The following is a 15,853-nucleotide window of genomic DNA, read 5'->3' as shown; positions in this document are numbered from 1 at the left end:
CCTGCCCGCGCCAATTTCTCCACGGTGTTCTCCCATAACTGTTGACGCGCGTCGATGACCTGCGTCACTATTGAGGGGATCACTCGTGCCAGGCCGCCTCATCCGGCAGGGCATTACCCAACGTGGAGGGCATCATGACTAAAGCAAAACGCGGGCTGAAGTTCGCGCCGGTTATCTCGGTGGCAGCAATCGGCCTGCTCCTGGCCGGTTGCTCGGGCGGAGCAGACCCCAATGACCCCAACGCCTCCGGCGGTGGCGAAGCGCAAGTGGGCCAAGCCGACGGAGTCGTCGACATCTACGGTCCGGTCACCGGCATTGAAGCGGAACTGCTGGAAGAATCCTGGGCCAAGTGGTCCGAGGAGAACGGCATCAAGATCCGCTACACCGGCGACAAGAACTTCGAATCCCAAATCGGAATCAAGGTCCAGGGCGGCGACACCCCGGACCTGGCCGTCTTCCCGCAACCGGGCTTGCTGCAGGCCACCGTGGCCCAGGGCAAGGTGCAGCAACTTCCCGAGGCAGTGCAGTCCCAGCTGCAGAGCAACTGGTCCGAAGACTGGCAGAACTACGGCAAGGTCGATGGGGTGCAGTACGGGGTGCCGCTGATGGCCAGCGTGAAAGGCTACATCTGGTACTCGCCCAAGCAGTTCGAGCAGTGGGGCTTGAGCGTCCCGGAAACCTGGGATGAAATGACCACCCTGGGCACCGAAATCTCGAAGCAGACCAATGAACCGGCCTGGTGTGCCGGATTCGCTTCGGGCGAGGCATCGGGATGGCCGGGCACCGACTGGATTGAAGACGCGGTCCTGCGCCAGTCCGGAACCGAAGCCTACGACAAGTGGGTTTCGGGAGATCTGGAATTCACTTCGCCAGAAATCACCAGCGCCTTCGACTCCGTTGGAAAGATCCTGCTGGACCCGGAGCAAGTCAACGCCGGATATGGCGACGTGAAGTCGATCAACGCCACCGCCTTCGGCGATGTTGGCACGGCCGTGGCCAAGGGAACCTGCCCGCTGACCCACCAGGCATCCTTCCTGGAAGGATACGTCCTGGATTCCAAGAACGCCGATGGCGAGAAGGCTACCGTGGCGCCTGACGGGGATGTCTGGGCTTTCGTTGCCCCGCCAGCCAAAGCCGATGACCCCGTATCTGTTGTAGGCGGCGGTGAATTCGTTGCCGCCTTCTCCAATGATGAGGATACCGCCAAGGTCCAGGAATACCTGGCCAGCGCGGATTGGGCCAATAGCCGCGTTGGACTCGGCGGCGTGATCTCGGCGAACTCCGGGCTTGATCCGAAGAACGCCAGCAGCGATCTGCTGCGCTCCGCTGTTGAATTGCTGCAGGATCCGAACACCACCTTCCGCTTCGACGGGTCTGATCTGATGCCCAAGAGCGTCGGCTCCGACTCCTTCTGGAAGGGCCTGGTGGACTGGATCGATGGCAAGCCGACCAAGGAAGTGCTTGAAAATATCCAGTCCGGCTATGACTCCTAATCGCCATCTGGCCCATCGCCAACGGCCGGGAGTCCCGGCCGTTGGCGGGATTGTAGGAGCCTGAGCGCATGTCTGAATTCTTCCAGTGGCTGGCTGGCGTTCCGCCGCTAGCCCAAGTGCCGATCATCCTGGTCGCCTTCGCGGTCCTGATCGCAGCGATCCTCGCCTTTGTCGAGATAGCGACCAAGGGCGGACGGGTTTTCGCCGTCGTGCGCTTTGCCGCCGCGGTCTTGGTCCCGGTGGCGATCCTGCTGGTCCTGGGCCTGTACAACTCCGTGATGTGGGTGGCCGCGCTGGCCGCGGTGCTCGGCGCGGTGCTGTTTTTCCTGGACCGGCGCTCGCGATCCGGCGCCGGCTCGCTGCTGCAGCTCTCCGGTTTCCTGGCTCCGGCCATGCTGCTGCTCGCTATCGGCTTGATCTACCCCACGGTCCGCACCGCGCTCAGCGCCTTCATGGCCAACGACGGATCCGGCTTCGTCGGCCTGGGGAATTTTCGCTGGGTGTTCACCAGCCCCGATGGCCTGACCGCCCTGCTCAATACCCTGGTGTGGGTTCTGGTGGCGCCCGTGGTCTCCACTATTATCGGATTGGCCTACGCGGTATTCATCGACAAGAGCCGTGGCGAGAAGTTCTTCAAGCTGCTGGTGTTCATGCCCATGGCGATTTCCTTCGTTGGCGCATCGATCATCTTCAAGTTCTTCTACGACATCCGCCAGGGCGAGCAAATAGGCGTGCTCAACGCGATCATCACGGCATTCGGGGCCACCCCGGTCGACTGGCTCGGGTTCGAACCGTGGAACACGTTGTTCCTGGTGGTCATCCTGATCTGGACACAGGCGGGATTCGCCATGGTCATCCTGTCCGCGGCCATCAAGGGCGTGCCCGCAGAGCAAATCGAAGCAGCCTCCCTGGACGGGGCCAGCCCATGGCAGCGTTTCGCCAATGTCACTCTGCCGGGGATCCGCTCCACGGTCATCGTCGTATTGACCACCATTTCCATTGCCTCGCTCAAGGTCTTCGACATCGTCTCTTCGATGACCGGCGGACGCTCGGATACAACGGTGCTGGCATTCGAAATGGTGCGCCAGTTCCAGCTCGGGGCACGCACCGGCTACAGCTCGGCCCTGGCCGTCATCCTGTTCATCCTGGTACTGCCGATCATCATCTACAACGTCCGCCAGCATAAGAAGCAAAGGGGAATCCGATGAGCACCGTCAGCGAGTCCTCTCGACGCCTCTTGGCAGCTACCGAGAAAACCAGCGGGAAACTGCGCAAAGCCACCACCTCCCGCGCAGCCACCATTGCGGCGTTCATCATTGCCGCGGTGTGGACCATCCCCACCTTCGGCCTGTTTGTCTCCTCCTTCAGGCAGGCTGATGACATCAAGACCTCGGGGTGGTGGACGGCCCTGTCCAACCCTTCATTCACGCTCGATAACTATGCGCAGGCCTTTGCCTCCGGCGACAGCCTTCCGCTGTCCAAGGCGTTCCTGAATTCGCTGGTCATCACCATTCCAGCGGCAATTGTGCCGATCCTTGTCGCCAGCTTGGCTGCCTACGCTTTCGCGTGGATCAACTTCAAGGGGCGCAATACGCTCTTCGTTCTCATTTTCGCCCTGCAGATCGTTCCGATCCAGATGGCGCTGGTTCCGCTGCTCCAGCTGTTCTCGGACGGAGTGAAGATCGGTGGGCTGTATATCCTGCCGGGCTTGGGAGTCAACGGGCTGGATGGCGCCTACGCCAAGGTCTGGATTGCCCACACGATCTTCGCCTTGCCGTTGGCGATCTTCATGCTGCACAACTTCATTTCGGAAATCCCCGATGAGGTCATCGAGGCTGCGCGTGTTGACGGAGCCGGGCACGGGAAGATCTTCTCGAAGATCGTCCTGCCCCTGTCGATGCCGGCTATTGCGTCCTTCGGAATCTTCCAGTTCCTCTGGGTGTGGAATGACCTCTTGGTGGCGACGGTCTTCACCTCGGGTGGAGGCTTGCCGATCACGAAAGCGCTCCAAGACCTCTCGGGTACCTACGGGCAATCCTGGGAGCTGCTCACCGCAGGCGCTTTCATCTCGATGATCATTCCGCTGGCGGTCTTCTTCGCCCTGCAACGGTTCTTCGTGCGGGGATTGCTGGCAGGTGCCACCAAGGGGTAACCCTGGCCTGAAGTGGGAACAAAAGGGTGCCAGTCTGAAATCCCAGACGGGCACCCTGTTGTTCTGCCCCACAGGCAACAAGCCATGGGTAGGCTCTTGGCTAAAGGATTGGAAATACCACGAAGGCGGAGCGCTCATGGCAACCTTGTTGCTTACCAACATTGGACAGCTGACTACGGTTGACGCGAAGGGCCGCGTGTTGGAAGACGCGGCGGTGCTGATCGAGGACGGACTGGTTGCATGGATCGGCAAAATGGCGCATGCACCTGCTGCAGGACACGAGATCGATTTGGGCGGCCGTGCGGTGCTGCCCGGTTGGGTTGATTCCCACAGCCACTTGATTTTCGGCGGCGACCGCGCCGAGGAGTTCGTAGCCCGCATGGCAGGCCAGTCCTATGCCGCTGGAGGCATCGCGGTCACCACATCGGCCACCGGGCAGCTCTCGGACAAGGCGCTGGCCGACCTCGTGGCTGATCGCCGCCGTGAAGCTCTTGCGATGGGCACCACCTGGATGGAAACCAAGACCGGCTACGGACTGGCACTGGAAGAAGAGACCCGGCATTCGGTGCTGGGCAAGCCGCTGGTCGATTCCCTGACTTTCCTGGGCGCTCACCTGGTACCGGCAGGATGGGATGCCGATGACTACACCGATTTGGTCACCGGACCGATGCTGGATGCCGTGGCGGCCTACGTCGACTTCGTGGATGTCTTCTGCGAACGCGGCGCATTCACCGAAGAACAGTCGCGCCGGGTCCTGGACGCCGCAAGGAACAAGGGACTGGCAACCAAGGTCCACGGAAACCAGCTGGGTCCAGGGCCGGGCGTGAAGCTGGCCGTAGAGTTCGGCAGCCACTCGGTAGACCACGTGAATTACCTGGACGAACAGGACCTTCAGGCGCTCGCCGGAAGCTGGGCTGGCTGGGACACGGCAACAAGAACAGGGACTGCGGGCACCGTCGCCACCTGCTTGCCCGCCTGCGACCTGTCGACACGGCAACCGTTGGCACCGGGCCGTGCACTGCTCGATGCAGGCGTGCGAATCGCACTGGCAAGCAACTGCAATCCGGGTACCAGCTACACGAGCAACATGAACTTCTGCGTGGCTACTGCTGTGCTCCAAATGGACCTGACCCTGGCTGAAGCCATCGAGGCGGCAACCTACGGCGGGGCGCTCGCGCTGGGGGTTGCCGACCAAGTGGGATCCATTGAGATCGGCAAGCGCGCGGATCTGCATGTTCTTGACGCTCCAGTTGCTGCGCATCTGGCGTACCGTCCCGGGATGAACCTGACCCACAGCGTGTATCGGGCCGGCAAAGCGATCTAGATCTTTGCAGGAGCCCATTTAAAATCTGTCTGGATCGCGCGCGCCCAGGGAAGGGGATAGGGACGGCAGGAATCCGGCCGCAAGGATTCTTCGGCCCCGAGCCGTGCTGCGGATTGAAGCAGTCCAAGCCGTAAGCAAAACTAGGACGCTGCATTCTGTCCGACTGCTCGATGGAAGCGATGAGAAGCCTTCAATGCCTGCCCCTGCTGGCCACGCAGGTCCGCTACTCCCAATTCCCGACGATTGTTGGCGGCTTCTGGCGAGATCGAGGCAAGCCTCCGTGCCTTCCCGGACCGGTAGCTTCCTAGCGCTGGGGAATTAGCGTCTTGTGCCCGGAGCCATGGGCAATTCTCCCCGCTTGGCTCAGCACAGTTCTGCTTCGGGATGCCCACTGTCCCAATGTCACTGAGAATAAAAGAGGCTTGCCGGCGGCTCGTGGAAACCGATGAAACGGCAGCTTCCCTTGCGAAGTCAGTTGGCTACGAAACAGCGGTCGCATTTAGGCAGCGATTCCAGGCCTTGAAAAGCTTGCCGACTGTTGAATACCTGGCGGCGTTTCGCAAATAGCCACGAGGCTAGGGGGCAGAATGAATATTCCATCTGGGCTCTGGAATCCTGAACGCTGACCGGTGCGTGCGTACACGCTCACCGACCATTGGGAGCCAGAACGGTAGGGAGCCAAATGGCAATCGGCGAATCGCTGCACGAGCTGCAGCGAGGTTCCTTCGCGGAGTTCGTCCTGGTCTTCCGGTCCGCCGTTGGCATGGCGGGTGGTTCCGACAACGAGTACGCCCGTGACGCTGAGCACCTGATCGGCTAAGTTGAATATGCCTCGCAGTTCATCGCGAGAAATGAAAGCAGGCACATTACCGGTCAACAATATGGCGTCGTACGTCCTTGGCAGGTCATGCTCGTCCAATGAGCCCAGGGCCAGCTGGTTCGCCAATAGCTGCCGGAACCAGCTCCCGTCGAATAGCTCTGCAGCTACATCCAGCACTTGGGGTGTGGGATCTATGCCGTAGCCACGGTGTCCCAAGCGGCGCAAGGCGTTGACGGTGTTGCCTACCCCGCAACCGATATCGAGAATTCGTGAATTGCGGCGGCAGAGCATGTCGGTGAAACGGGCGACTACTTCCAAATCAGTGCCGTCAAGGGTCTGAGCACGCATCTTCGCTGCGTATGAATCGTAGTCGGGGCCCATGTCCACAGTTTTGCATAGGAACGAGAGGTGAGCGACTTGTTTGCGCTAGTAGGCAGAAAATATAGCTCCGGATTAGGCATTCATGATAAACAAGACCTATGGCTAATACTGCTTTCAAGGGAACCCCTGTACAGACTATTGGTGATCTGCCGGCCGTTGGCTCGCAGGCTCCAGCTTTCACTCTCACCGACACCGGCCTTGCAGATGTCACCAGCGAATCGCTGGCTGGCCGTCGCGTTGTCCTGAACATCTTCCCGTCGGTTGATACCGGCGTTTGCGCTGCCAGCGTGCGTCGCTTCAACGAATTGGCTGCCGGCCTGGAGAACACGACCGTGGTGTGCGTTTCTGCTGACTTGCCATTCGCACTGGGACGCTTCTGCGGTGCCGAAGACATCGAGAACGTTACCGCTGCTTCGGTCTTTCGTTCCGACTTCGGTTCGGACTATGGCGTGACCCAGGTTGACGGTCCACTGGCTGGCTTGCTGGCCCGTTCGGTTGTTGTCCTGGATGAAGACGGCCAGGTTGTTTACAACCAGATCGTCCCGGAGATCACCACCGAGCCGGACTACGATGCAGCCATCTCAGCACTGAACTAAATATTCCTCGCATCGGAGACGATACGCCGAAATGCCCACCTGAGCATCGTGCTCGGGTGGGCATTTTGCTTTTTCAACGCGTTTGAACAAAATAATGTTTCGCTAAATCCTGATAGACGAAGACATCGGGAGGGATCATCATCAAGTGCTAAGTCGCGTTTGAGGCAATTGATACCGTAAGTTCGTGTCCTTGCAACTCTCTTGCGACGAAAGTGAGCGAACTTGAGTAGCCGTTTAGAGAAATCTCTTCGCGGGCGTTTGCGCCTTCATGGGTGCAGGGAACGCTGATTTCTCCTTTGTCCCGTTTCTCATCGCTTTGCCATGCGATGCTGGACGACATGTCTTCGCCCGAGCATTCGAGCGCAACCTCATAATCGCCGCCGCGGAGCGGTATGGCAAGAGAGATCTTTTGGTCCTTCCTATCAATTTCTGTGCTGATGGCAGCCAGATCATGGTCTTGCAGCAGCATCATCGAATCTGTACCTGGTGGAGGGGGACTGCTGGAATCGCTGACGGAGCAACCTGTGAACGCCATTGAAGTTCCAACGAGGGCAATGAGAGCGAATGCGTTTTTCAGGGTCATATTTTTCCTCGCTTAGGAAGCTACAGTTCGATATCGGATTCTGGTTGGTGAGAATGCTGTCGCGACGGGATGAATGGTTAGCGAGGAGCTCACCTCCTTACCGTCTGCGCAGCGGTGAGGATGCGCGGACCAATCTTGCGCATGAGCTTGCCCATTTTCGGGTTGTCGGTGCGCGAGAGCGTATCCGATAGCCGTTCAAGACTCATCAGGCCCAACCAGATTTTGGCCCGGTATGCTTCCTCTGCGCTGGGAGCAATCAAATCCGCCATTTCCAATCCATGCCACAGGCTCAGGTAAGCGGTGTTCAAAGCCGGGTCCCACGCAGCGGCCAGATCCCAATCCAAGATGCCAACCAGTTTCTCGCCGATCCAGTGCATGTTGTGGCCGGCCAAGTCGCCATGGACTAAGCCCGCAGGAACCTGCGCCAGGATATCGAGCTGGGCCCAGAGCTCGGTAGCAGGCCCTCGCAGTTCCTCGGGCAGCGCATCGAAGCATTGCTGCTGCCTGGCCTGGGTCCATTCGCCACGGAATGAAAACGGTTTGGCCAGATGCTCGCTGATCGGCTCCAGCGGCAGCTCGGCCAAATCCTTGACCAGCTGTCCCAGCACCTTCGGATCCCCGTAATGCGGTTCATGGGCGCTGCCGGGGATGAAAGACATGGCCACGGAGCTGAGTCCGTCGACGTGCAGGATCTCGGAGACCGCCACCGGAATCTGGTAGTTGAGCTGGCCCTCCAGCAAAGAAAGCAGCTTGACGGAACGGGGCATCTGCTCCGTGGCCGCTGGCGTGCGCGCCATGCGAATCACCGCTTGCGGATTGCCAATGACCACCTTGTGGAATTGTCCGCCTTCGTTCACCGCCGCATCTTCCCAGGAAAGATCGGGGCAGAGCTGACGGGCAATCTGCAGTTCTCCAATGGTGGCAGGACGGCTCACTCGCACTCTTCTCGTTCAGCTTGCTGGTGGTCTCAACCTCAGGCTATCGCAGGTTTGCCACGTGGCTGCTCAGTACGCGCACAGCCAGATCAGCCTATGATCGGAAACGTGAACGCTGAACAAGTTAAGCAGACAGCAACCCGCAAGACCCTCAAATTCGAGATCGTCTTGGTTCTTGCCCTGTCGTTGGGACAAAGCGCGGTCTACTCGCTGCTGAGCTTTGCCGACAAGGTCACCCGAGCACCACTGCGCGAGCAGACTACATCGCTGAACAACCCGCTGAGCACCCGCGAGTTCTTTGATTTCTCCTACCAGCTGCTGGACATCTTCTTTGCCTTGGTACCCGTCGTGCTGGCGCTCTACCTGATGAAGCGCACGACCGGACGAACCATCCGGGACATCGGTTTCGATATGCGCAAGCCGGGCAAGGACGCACTGCTCGGGGCGGGGATGTTCTTGGCCATGGGAGTGGGAACGCTGGGCGTCTATGCCGCTGGACGGGCACTGGGCGTCACCACGGCACTGTCAGCAGCGAATCTTGGCGATTATTGGTGGAGCGTCCCAGTGCTTCTGCTGTCGGCTGCACGTCATGCAATCCTCGAAGAAGTGCTGATGCTCGGATTCCTGTTCACCTACGCCAAGAAATTGAAGCTGGGCCTGTGGAGCACCATTATTGGTTCTGCGATGATCCGAGGCAGCTACCACCTGTACCAGGGGGTGGGGCCGATGATCGGCAATATGCTCATGGGCGTCGTCTTCGGCTGGGTATACCAGAAGTACGGGCGGGTGATGCCGCTGGTCATCGCGCATTTCCTGCTCGATGCCATCGGCTTCGTGGGATACGCCTTGGTCGGGCCGGCCATCGGAATCGGCCAGTAGCGCCGGTAAGCTGAGCCAATGCAGATTACCGTGCTGCGCGAGGAGGACCTTCGCCAAGCAGTTGAATTGTGGGAAGCAACTGGGCTGACTCGTCCGTGGAATGATGCGCTCGCCGACGCCCGACGGGCTTTGGCCGAGCCTACTTCCACGGTGCTGTCCATCGTTGAGAACGATCAACTCATGGCTACTGCGATGGTTGGCCATGATGGCCACCGAGGTTGGCTCTACTATGTTGCGGTGGATCCGTGCCGGCAGGGCAACGGCCTGGGAAGGGCGCTGGTGGATGCTGCTGTCCTGTGGCTGCGGGATCGCGGCGTGCCCAAGGTGCAGCTCATGGTCCGCGGGGAGAACTCTGCCGTCATCGATTTCTATGAACGACTGGGCTTCGAAGATCAGCACGTCGTGGTCCTGGGGAAGCGGCTGGACCGGCCTTAAGGAAAAGAAAGTAGGTGGGGACGCCATTGTCCCCGCCTACTTGCGATCTCTGCGGAACTGTTTACAGCACCACGGTTCCGGACTCGGTCTCAAAGGTAACCGACATGATGCCCGGAGTGCCATTCGGCGCTTCATATTGCATGGTGACAGCGCCCAAATTGACGTTCTGCGGCTGGCCCAGCCAATCCAGCACCCGTTCACGCGAGCCGGCGATGGAGATCTGGCTGATGGCGCCGGCAGGTTCCAGCGCCTTGGACGGATGCAGCTCCTCGGATCCTTCATCCCAGGAAATCAGGTACGGGCACTGCGGATCGGCGATCAGGCCCTTGATGCCAATCTGCTGCCAGGTCAGTTCGCGGCCATCAGGGAACTTCCGGTTGCCCGGCACCGACTTGCGGCCCAAGCGGTCCTCGGCACTGGATAGATCCTCCACCGAGACGCACCAGCCCATCCAGCCGCCGCCGAGCTCCGAACGGGCGCGAACCGCCTGTCCGAAGGGTGCCTTGTCGCTGGCCGGGTGGTTCAGGACTTCAACCACCTCCAGGTACTGGCCATGCTTGAGCGGGAAGATGACATTGCGTGTTCCGAATCGTGGATGCACGCCGCCCTTGACGAATTCCAGTCCAAGGGACTCGGAGATTCTTTCAGCGGTTGGCAACAGCCCGTCCGGGCCGCATGCATAACTTACGTGATCTAGCCTCATCATGTGCCCATCATGACAACATGTGATGCGAGTCTCTACTTAGGCACACCTAAGTTCCGTGATGCTATCGAATACTCTGCGATGAACCTGCAATATTCGCGAAATATGACCGATTGAGTCCAATCACCAGCCCTTGCGTTGCAAAAATCTTCGGTTTTCGGGCAAACTGGTACCAGGTCATGAGTCCCAGTAACAAGCCCCGGCTTACTGGGCGGCAACCCTCCAACCGCGGTGGGGTGCCCCGGGTGAAGACCTGGCCCTTGAACGCACAAGGCATCAAGGACAAGCGCGGGTTACCCCTGGAAGTCGTCACGATATGGTGCTTCCTGTCGGTGTCTTTTCAGTGGCGTACCCCCATAGTCATGAAACGCTATTTGGAGGAAACCATGAGCAATAACTGGTCATTTGAAACCCGTCAGATCCACTCCGGCCAGACCCCGGATCCGACGACCGGGGCACGGGCTCTCCCGATTTTCCAAACCACCTCTTTCGTCTTCCCCAGCGCCCAGAGCGCTGCTGCACGTTTCGCGCTGCAGGAACTGGAGCCGATCTACACCCGTATCGGCAACCCGACCACCGACGCGGTGGAAACCCGCATCGCTGACCTGGAGGGCGGCGTTGGAGCACTGCTGCTCTCCTCGGGACAGGCTGCCACCACTTTCGCCATCTTGAATTTGGCCGAAGCCGGCGACCACCTGGTGGCCAGCCCCAGCCTGTACGGCGGAACCCAGAACCTGCTCAAGCACACGCTCAAGCGCCTGGGCATCGAGGTCACCTTCGTTTCCGACCCGGACAACCTGGATGATTGGCGCGCCGCGGTGCGTCCGAACACCAAGGCCTTCTTCGGGGAAACCATCTCCAATCCGCGACAGGACGTCCTGGACATCGAGGGCATCTCGGCGATCGCCCACGAAGCTGGCGTGCCGCTGCTGGTGGACAACACCCTGGCCACCCCGTACTTGATCCGCCCGATCGAGTGGGGCGCGGATATCGTGATCCATTCAGCCACCAAGTTCCTCGGCGGACACGGCAGTGCCATTGCCGGTGTCATCGTGGACTCGGGCAACTTCGACTTCGCCAAGGACGCCGACCGCTTCCCGGGCTTCAACACCCCGGACGAGTCCTACAACGGCCTGGTCTTCGCCCGCGACCTGGGTGTCAACGGCATCCTGGGCGCCAATCTGGCCTACATCCTCAAGGCCCGCGTGCAGTTGCTGCGCGATTTGGGTTCCTCGGTTGCGCCGTTCAACGCGTTCTTGATCGCACAGGGCCTGGAAACCTTGTCGCTGCGCATTGAACGCCACGGCCAGAATGCCGTAGAAGTTGCCAACTGGCTCGAAGCCCGCGAGGAAGTGCAGAAGGTCGCCTACGCAGGCCTGAAGTCCTCGCCTTGGCATGAGCGTGCGCAGAAGTACAGCGATCAGGGCGCCGGCTCGATCATCGCGTTCGAACTGGAGGGCGGTTCGGAAGCCGGCCAGGCCTTCGTGGACGCACTGGTATTGCACTCCAATGTCGCGAACATCGGCGACGTGCGCTCATTGGTCATCCACCCGGCCTCCACCACCCACGCCCAGCTCTCCGAAGCTGAGCAGGTTGCGGCCGGCGTGAGCCCGGGACTGGTGCGGCTGAGCGTTGGACTGGAGAATATCAAGGATATTCTGGCCGATCTGGAACTGGGCTTCCAAGCAGTTGCAGCCCTCGAGAACAAGGAACTGCAGGAAACCCTCTAGGCATGGCATCCATTGTGACTACTGAAGATACTCTGCGCGCCGAAGAGCTCGCCGGCGGGCAAGACGGCATTTTGCGCCGTAAGTCCGTGGGGGAGCACCACTTCGAATTCGGTGGATTCCTTCCGGACGTGGTGCTGGCCTATGAAACGTGGGGGACGCTAGCAGCTGATGGCTCCAACGCGGTGCTGGTGATGCATGCGCTCACCGGTGACGCCCACGTTGCGCAAGGCGATTCGCAAAGCGCCGGCTGGTGGGAAGAGCTCGTAGGCCCCGGCGCCACGGTTGACACCAATGAGTACTTTGTCGTGTCCATCAACATGGTGGGTGGTTGCAATGGTTCCACCGGCCCCTCGTCCTTGGGCGACCAGGGCCTGCCCTACGGTTCGAGCTTTCCCTTCGTCACCATCAAGGACTCGGTGCGCCTTGAAGCGCGGCTGGCCAAGAAACTGGGAATTGATTCCTGGCATGCGGTCATTGGCGGTTCGATGGGCGGTGCGCGCGCGTTGGAATACGCCGTCGAGTTCCCCGACCAGGTCAAGAATCTCGTAGTGATGGCCTCGAGCGCGCAGGCGACTGCCGAGCAAATTGCCTTTGCACAGGTGCAAACCCAATCCATCCGGTTGGACCCGCACTTCTGCAATGGCGACTACTACGGCAACGATGCCCGCCCGGACGCCGGTCTTGGCTTGGCTCGCCGCCTGGCCCACATCACCTATCGTTCCGAGGCCGAGCTTGAAACCCGTTTCTCGCGCAACCCGCAGGATGGCGAGAAGCCGACGGGTCTGCTCGAGGGGCCTCGCGGGCGGTACCAGGTGGAAAGCTATCTTGACCATCAGGCCAGCAAGCTGGTGAATCGTTTCGACGCCAACAGCTACCTGGTGCTCACCGAGGCGCTGATGAGCCATGATGTGGCTCGCGGCCATGAATCCCTGGAAGCCGCCTTGGCGCGACTGGCGAAGATCAACGTGGTGGTTGCCGCGGTAACCACTGACCGGTTGTACTTTCCTGAGCAGTCAGTGAAGCTGGCCTCGTCGCTGGCCAAGCCAAAACCGGTGCACTACATTGATTCGCCGATTGGCCACGATGGATTCCTGACCGACGCCACGCAGCTCGACGGCGTGCTTCGGACCTTGGTGTTCGGAGACTGAGCCCCGGAAGGGGCTCGGGAAGATTTCAAAGCCTGAAGCAGTTCCGCCAGTAATCGGTGGAACTGCTTCAGGCTTTTCGTGACTACTTGGCGCTGTCGCCGGCGCCGAGCGAGTCGTTTGGCTTGGTCTGCGCAAACGGCGTGGCCGAGGGCCGCTTCGGGGTGATGCCGTCGCCGGAGGACTGGTGGCGCAGGCGGCGCAATACCCAGGGAGCAAGATGCTCACGCGCCCACTGCAGATCCTCCTTGCGGGCTTCCCGCCAGCTGCGTTCATCCACGGCCGGAACGATTTCGGTGTCCAGCGGATGCGCGACGTTCAGCGAGTCCAGTGCCATGGCGGCAATGCGCTGGTGCCCGGCGGGGGAGAAGTGCAGGCGATCCGGTGCCCACATCTGGGATTGGTGCAACTCCTGCAAGGCCCACATGTCCGCCACGATGGCGTCGTGGCGGGCGGCTACGGTGCGCACGTTTTCGTTGTAGATCGCCACCTTGCCTCGGATGCTTCCCAAAACCGGGGTATCGCGAATATCGGGCCCGGTGAAGAGCAAGAGCGTGGCACCCGTATCGGTGAGCTTGGCTACCGCATTGTCGAGGATATCTGCAATCTTGTCTGGATCCCCGCCCGGGCGCAGGACGTCGTTGCCGCCTGCGCAGAGCGAGATCAGATCGGGCTTCAGGTCAATGCAGGGATCGAGCTGTTCGGCAACGATCTGGCCAATCAGCCGGCCTCGAATGGCGAGATTGGCATACGAGAAGTCCGGGACGGTGCGGCTGAGCTCATGGGCCAAGCGGTCGGCCCAGCCAAGGTGGCGGCCGGTGCTCGACGGGTCGGGGTCGCCGATGCCCTCGGTGAACGAGTCCCCAATGGCGACATAGCGGCGCCACGGATGCAGTGGGGCATTGGCGGATGTTGATGGTTCAGAAGCAGAATCGTTTGGCACGAATCTATTGTTACCAAAGGGTAACTTATAGTCAATCATTCCCGAGGATGATTCCATGAACCGCCGTGCTAGTCGCTCAAAGCGTCCCGGCGCGCCTGCAAGTACTCGTCGCGGGTAATGATTCCTCGCGAGTGCAGGGAATCGAGTTCGGCAAGCTTGTCCTCAAGGGATTTTTCCGGCGCCAGCATAGCTGAATTAGCGGCTCTTGCCATCAGTTCGGTTTCCAGGGTCAGCGGATCAAAACCGGCGCTCTTGGCTTTGCGGTAATTGCGCACCGCTACGAAGATGATCAATCCGATAACGGCGATAAAGAGCATGGCGAACAGGGGAGCGCCGACTGAAAATACGGTGTCCACGTTATCGAATAGGGACGAAGCGCTTCCCGGGTCCGGTTCGATGTACCCGAAACTATCGAGATCCTCTTGCAGCTGCCCCGGAATATCTTCGCTGTATTCAATTTCGTCCATGGCGCCTATTCCTAACTCTGTCGCTGTCTCGTCCGGCGAGAGCGGCGTTCCGGAGGACCGTGAGGCCCTTGGTCCAGTTGAACACGAAAAACTTGAAAAGCTAGGCAATTTTTTGAAGATTTATAATCTTGTAACATGTCAACTGGATTTCGAGGCCTTGGAAGACCATGGTTCCAGGATAGTGCCGGCCAACGCCTTCAGGAGATTCGACGGTGATTACGGGGAAGTTCTGCTGCACCCGGGCGCTGCCATCGCCGGTGGCCGGGGACTTGATGGAATCGGGCCGCGGAAGCGCTGAGCTAGCGAGGTCCTGTTCGATAGTCTTGGGGAACTATGACTATCCCGGACCAGGCTCCAGTGGCCATCATCTCCCGTAACGACGAATCCCGCCTTGGAACTCCGCTGCTGGTGTTCCTGCACGGCTATGGCTCGAATGAACAAGACCTCATGGGGCTCTCGCAGCATCTGCCCGAAGAGTTCACTTACCTCTCGGTGCGCGCACCGCTCCAAGCAGGCCCGGGGTACAGCTGGTTCCCGCTGACCCAGGAAATCGACTACTCCATCGAGTCGGTGGCACGCAGCGTCGAAGCGCTATGGGCATTGCTGGAACCGCTGGTAAAGCAGCACTCCTCGATCACCCTGCTCGGTTTCTCCCAGGGCATGGCCATGGCCACTTCATTGGCACGCTACCAGCCCGATTCCATTGAAGCCGTCGTCGGGCTCTCGGGCTTCGCAGTGGATCCCGGGCCCTTGGATATATTCGACGACGCGAAGCTGGCAGAAAAGCCGCTGCCGCTGTTCTGGGGCCGCGACCTGGCTGACCCGGTGATCACCCGGGACAAGATCGAATACACCCTGGGGTGGGTTCCGGGGCACACCGAATTGGCCAGTGAAACCTACCGGCAGATTGGCCACTCGGTGTGCATGGAAGAACTGCAGGATGTGGCCGAGTTCCTCAACAGGGTCGTCCTGGGGAAAAGCTGACTACTGCTGCGCGGTGACCTTCACGCATTCACCATTCACGCACACCACGTCGCCGGGGCGGATCTGCGCCCCGCGACGGGTGTCCACCTCTCCGTTGACGGTGACGATTCCGTCGGAAATCATTTCCTTGGCGTGGATGCCATCCTCGGCCAGGGAGGCAAGCTTGAGCAACTGGCCCAAGCGGATGGACTCGTCGCGGATTTCTAGGTCAAAAGCTTCGTTGGCACTCATGGCTTCCATTCTTCCCTAAATAAGCGCGCTGCATCGTTAGAATCGGCCAAAG

General features: G+C 60.1%; 17 protein-coding genes and 1 riboswitch. Of the genes, 10 read left to right on the top strand and 7 right to left on the bottom strand.

All coding sequences use genetic code 11. The features are described from left to right. Nucleotides 1–134 precede the first annotated feature (134 nt). The 4 genes from ACIOU9_RS07430 to hutI all read left to right on the top strand — a co-directional run bounded on the left by ACIOU9_RS07430 (nt 135) and on the right by hutI (nt 4,969). Nucleotides 135–1,493: an ABC transporter substrate-binding protein gene (locus ACIOU9_RS07430; protein ID WP_105661765.1), complete on the top strand. Its 1,359-nt coding sequence runs from the start codon at nt 135–137 to the stop codon at nt 1,491–1,493. A 68-nt stretch (nt 1,494–1,561) separates the two neighbouring features. Further along, the gene (locus ACIOU9_RS07425; protein WP_402696413.1) at nt 1,562–2,701 is read left to right on the top strand and encodes a carbohydrate ABC transporter permease; all 1,140 of its coding nucleotides are present in this window, start codon (nt 1,562–1,564) and stop codon (nt 2,699–2,701) included. Next, nucleotides 2,698–3,645, top strand: coding sequence for a carbohydrate ABC transporter permease (locus tag ACIOU9_RS07420; RefSeq protein WP_332498752.1), 948 nt, complete (start codon nt 2,698–2,700; stop codon nt 3,643–3,645). Before ACIOU9_RS07425 ends, ACIOU9_RS07420 begins: the two co-directional genes overlap by 4 nt. A gap of 136 nt (nt 3,646–3,781) precedes the next feature. Beyond that, nucleotides 3,782–4,969: an imidazolonepropionase gene (gene hutI / locus ACIOU9_RS07415; protein ID WP_402696411.1), complete on the top strand. Its 1,188-nt coding sequence runs from the start codon at nt 3,782–3,784 to the stop codon at nt 4,967–4,969. A gap of 499 nt (nt 4,970–5,468) precedes the next feature. On the opposite strand, the gene ACIOU9_RS07410 is transcribed toward hutI, so the two are convergent. Beyond that, on the bottom strand, nt 5,469–6,170 hold the full coding sequence (locus ACIOU9_RS07410; RefSeq protein ID WP_402696409.1) for a class I SAM-dependent methyltransferase: 702 nt from the start codon (nt 6,168–6,170) through the stop codon (nt 5,469–5,471). Nucleotides 6,171–6,268: 98 nt separating this feature from the next. Here ACIOU9_RS07410 and tpx point away from each other — a divergent pair, with 98 nt between their 5' ends. Next, on the top strand, nt 6,269–6,766 hold the full coding sequence (gene tpx / locus ACIOU9_RS07405) for a thiol peroxidase (RefSeq protein WP_105657183.1): 498 nt from the start codon (nt 6,269–6,271) through the stop codon (nt 6,764–6,766). 148 nt (nt 6,767–6,914) lie between these two features. Here the strand turns inward: tpx and ACIOU9_RS07400 are convergent, their stop codons facing one another. Both ACIOU9_RS07400 and ACIOU9_RS07395 read right to left on the bottom strand, forming a co-directional pair. Next, complete coding sequence (locus ACIOU9_RS07400) at nt 6,915–7,349, bottom strand: hypothetical protein (RefSeq protein ID WP_332498750.1); 435 nt, start codon at nt 7,347–7,349, stop codon at nt 6,915–6,917. Nucleotides 7,350–7,438: 89 nt separating this feature from the next. After that, a complete protein-coding gene (locus tag ACIOU9_RS07395) occupies nt 7,439–8,284 on the bottom strand; it encodes a phosphotransferase family protein (RefSeq protein ID WP_402696407.1) in 846 nt (281 codons plus the stop codon). 96 nt (nt 8,285–8,380) lie between these two features. On the opposite strand from ACIOU9_RS07395, the gene ACIOU9_RS07390 reads away from it, so the two are divergent. Both ACIOU9_RS07390 and ACIOU9_RS07385 read left to right on the top strand, forming a co-directional pair. Beyond that, nucleotides 8,381–9,163, top strand: coding sequence for a CPBP family intramembrane glutamic endopeptidase (locus ACIOU9_RS07390; RefSeq protein ID WP_402696405.1), 783 nt, complete (start codon nt 8,381–8,383; stop codon nt 9,161–9,163). Between the two features lie 18 nt (nt 9,164–9,181). Continuing rightward, the gene (locus tag ACIOU9_RS07385) at nt 9,182–9,598 is read left to right on the top strand and encodes a GNAT family acetyltransferase (RefSeq protein WP_332502608.1); all 417 of its coding nucleotides are present in this window, start codon (nt 9,182–9,184) and stop codon (nt 9,596–9,598) included. 61 nt (nt 9,599–9,659) lie between these two features. Here ACIOU9_RS07385 and ACIOU9_RS07380 read toward each other — a convergent pair whose 3' ends face one another. Beyond that, nucleotides 9,660–10,304, bottom strand: a complete 645-nt coding sequence (locus ACIOU9_RS07380) for a VOC family protein (protein ID WP_105657196.1) — start codon at nt 10,302–10,304, stop codon at nt 9,660–9,662. A gap of 172 nt (nt 10,305–10,476) precedes the next feature. Beyond that, nucleotides 10,477–10,596, top strand: a riboswitch (SAM riboswitch). 91 nt (nt 10,597–10,687) lie between these two features. Here ACIOU9_RS07380 and ACIOU9_RS07375 point away from each other — a divergent pair. Both ACIOU9_RS07375 and ACIOU9_RS07370 read left to right on the top strand, forming a co-directional pair. Next, nucleotides 10,688–12,031 carry a bifunctional o-acetylhomoserine/o-acetylserine sulfhydrylase gene (locus ACIOU9_RS07375; protein ID WP_105657299.1) on the top strand — a complete coding sequence of 448 codons (1,344 nt, stop codon included), beginning with the start codon at nt 10,688–10,690 and terminating at the stop codon, nt 12,029–12,031. A 2-nt stretch (nt 12,032–12,033) separates the two neighbouring features. Next, complete coding sequence (locus tag ACIOU9_RS07370; RefSeq protein ID WP_105657197.1) at nt 12,034–13,179, top strand: homoserine O-acetyltransferase; 1,146 nt, start codon at nt 12,034–12,036, stop codon at nt 13,177–13,179. Nucleotides 13,180–13,261: 82 nt separating this feature from the next. Here ACIOU9_RS07370 and ACIOU9_RS07365 read toward each other — a convergent pair whose 3' ends face one another. Beyond that, nucleotides 13,262–14,119, bottom strand: a complete 858-nt coding sequence (locus ACIOU9_RS07365) for an SGNH/GDSL hydrolase family protein (protein ID WP_402472421.1) — start codon at nt 14,117–14,119, stop codon at nt 13,262–13,264. A 68-nt stretch (nt 14,120–14,187) separates the two neighbouring features. Continuing rightward, nucleotides 14,188–14,586 carry an SHOCT domain-containing protein gene (locus ACIOU9_RS07360; protein WP_402696401.1) on the bottom strand — a complete coding sequence of 133 codons (399 nt, stop codon included), beginning with the start codon at nt 14,584–14,586 and terminating at the stop codon, nt 14,188–14,190. A 333-nt stretch (nt 14,587–14,919) separates the two neighbouring features. Between ACIOU9_RS07360 and ACIOU9_RS07355 the strand changes: the two genes are divergently transcribed. Next, complete coding sequence (locus ACIOU9_RS07355) at nt 14,920–15,570, top strand: alpha/beta hydrolase (protein WP_105657201.1); 651 nt, start codon at nt 14,920–14,922, stop codon at nt 15,568–15,570. On the opposite strand, the gene ACIOU9_RS07350 is transcribed toward ACIOU9_RS07355, so the two are convergent. Further along, a complete protein-coding gene (locus ACIOU9_RS07350) occupies nt 15,571–15,801 on the bottom strand; it encodes an RNA-binding S4 domain-containing protein (protein ID WP_181148825.1) in 231 nt (76 codons plus the stop codon). Between the last annotated feature and the right edge of the window lie 52 nt (nt 15,802–15,853).

This window comes from Glutamicibacter sp. NPDC087583 (assembly GCF_044743685.1).
GTDB lineage: Bacteria > Actinomycetota > Actinomycetes > Actinomycetales > Micrococcaceae > Glutamicibacter.
Note: the sequence above shows the minus strand (reverse complement) of the source record. Positions and strands in the feature narration are given on the sequence as shown.

Coding starts and splice junctions, on each gene's coding strand:
- ACIOU9_RS07355 (WP_105657201.1), top strand. CDS start 14,920: ATGACTATCCCGGACCAGGCTCCAGTGGCCATCATCTCCCGTAACGAC.
- tpx (WP_105657183.1), top strand. CDS start 6,269: ATGGCTAATACTGCTTTCAAGGGAACCCCTGTACAGACTATTGGTGAT.
- hutI (WP_402696411.1), top strand. CDS start 3,782: ATGGCAACCTTGTTGCTTACCAACATTGGACAGCTGACTACGGTTGAC.
- ACIOU9_RS07420 (WP_332498752.1), top strand. CDS start 2,698: ATGAGCACCGTCAGCGAGTCCTCTCGACGCCTCTTGGCAGCTACCGAG.
- ACIOU9_RS07425 (WP_402696413.1), top strand. CDS start 1,562: ATGTCTGAATTCTTCCAGTGGCTGGCTGGCGTTCCGCCGCTAGCCCAA.
- ACIOU9_RS07350 (WP_181148825.1), bottom strand. CDS start 15,801: ATGAGTGCCAACGAAGCTTTTGACCTAGAAATCCGCGACGAGTCCATC.
- ACIOU9_RS07400 (WP_332498750.1), bottom strand. CDS start 7,349: ATGACCCTGAAAAACGCATTCGCTCTCATTGCCCTCGTTGGAACTTCA.
- ACIOU9_RS07375 (WP_105657299.1), top strand. CDS start 10,688: ATGAGCAATAACTGGTCATTTGAAACCCGTCAGATCCACTCCGGCCAG.
- ACIOU9_RS07360 (WP_402696401.1), bottom strand. CDS start 14,586: ATGGACGAAATTGAATACAGCGAAGATATTCCGGGGCAGCTGCAAGAG.
- ACIOU9_RS07430 (WP_105661765.1), top strand. CDS start 135: ATGACTAAAGCAAAACGCGGGCTGAAGTTCGCGCCGGTTATCTCGGTG.
- ACIOU9_RS07370 (WP_105657197.1), top strand. CDS start 12,034: ATGGCATCCATTGTGACTACTGAAGATACTCTGCGCGCCGAAGAGCTC.
- ACIOU9_RS07385 (WP_332502608.1), top strand. CDS start 9,182: ATGCAGATTACCGTGCTGCGCGAGGAGGACCTTCGCCAAGCAGTTGAA.
- ACIOU9_RS07390 (WP_402696405.1), top strand. CDS start 8,381: ATGATCGGAAACGTGAACGCTGAACAAGTTAAGCAGACAGCAACCCGC.
- ACIOU9_RS07380 (WP_105657196.1), bottom strand. CDS start 10,304: ATGATGAGGCTAGATCACGTAAGTTATGCATGCGGCCCGGACGGGCTG.
- ACIOU9_RS07410 (WP_402696409.1), bottom strand. CDS start 6,170: ATGGGCCCCGACTACGATTCATACGCAGCGAAGATGCGTGCTCAGACC.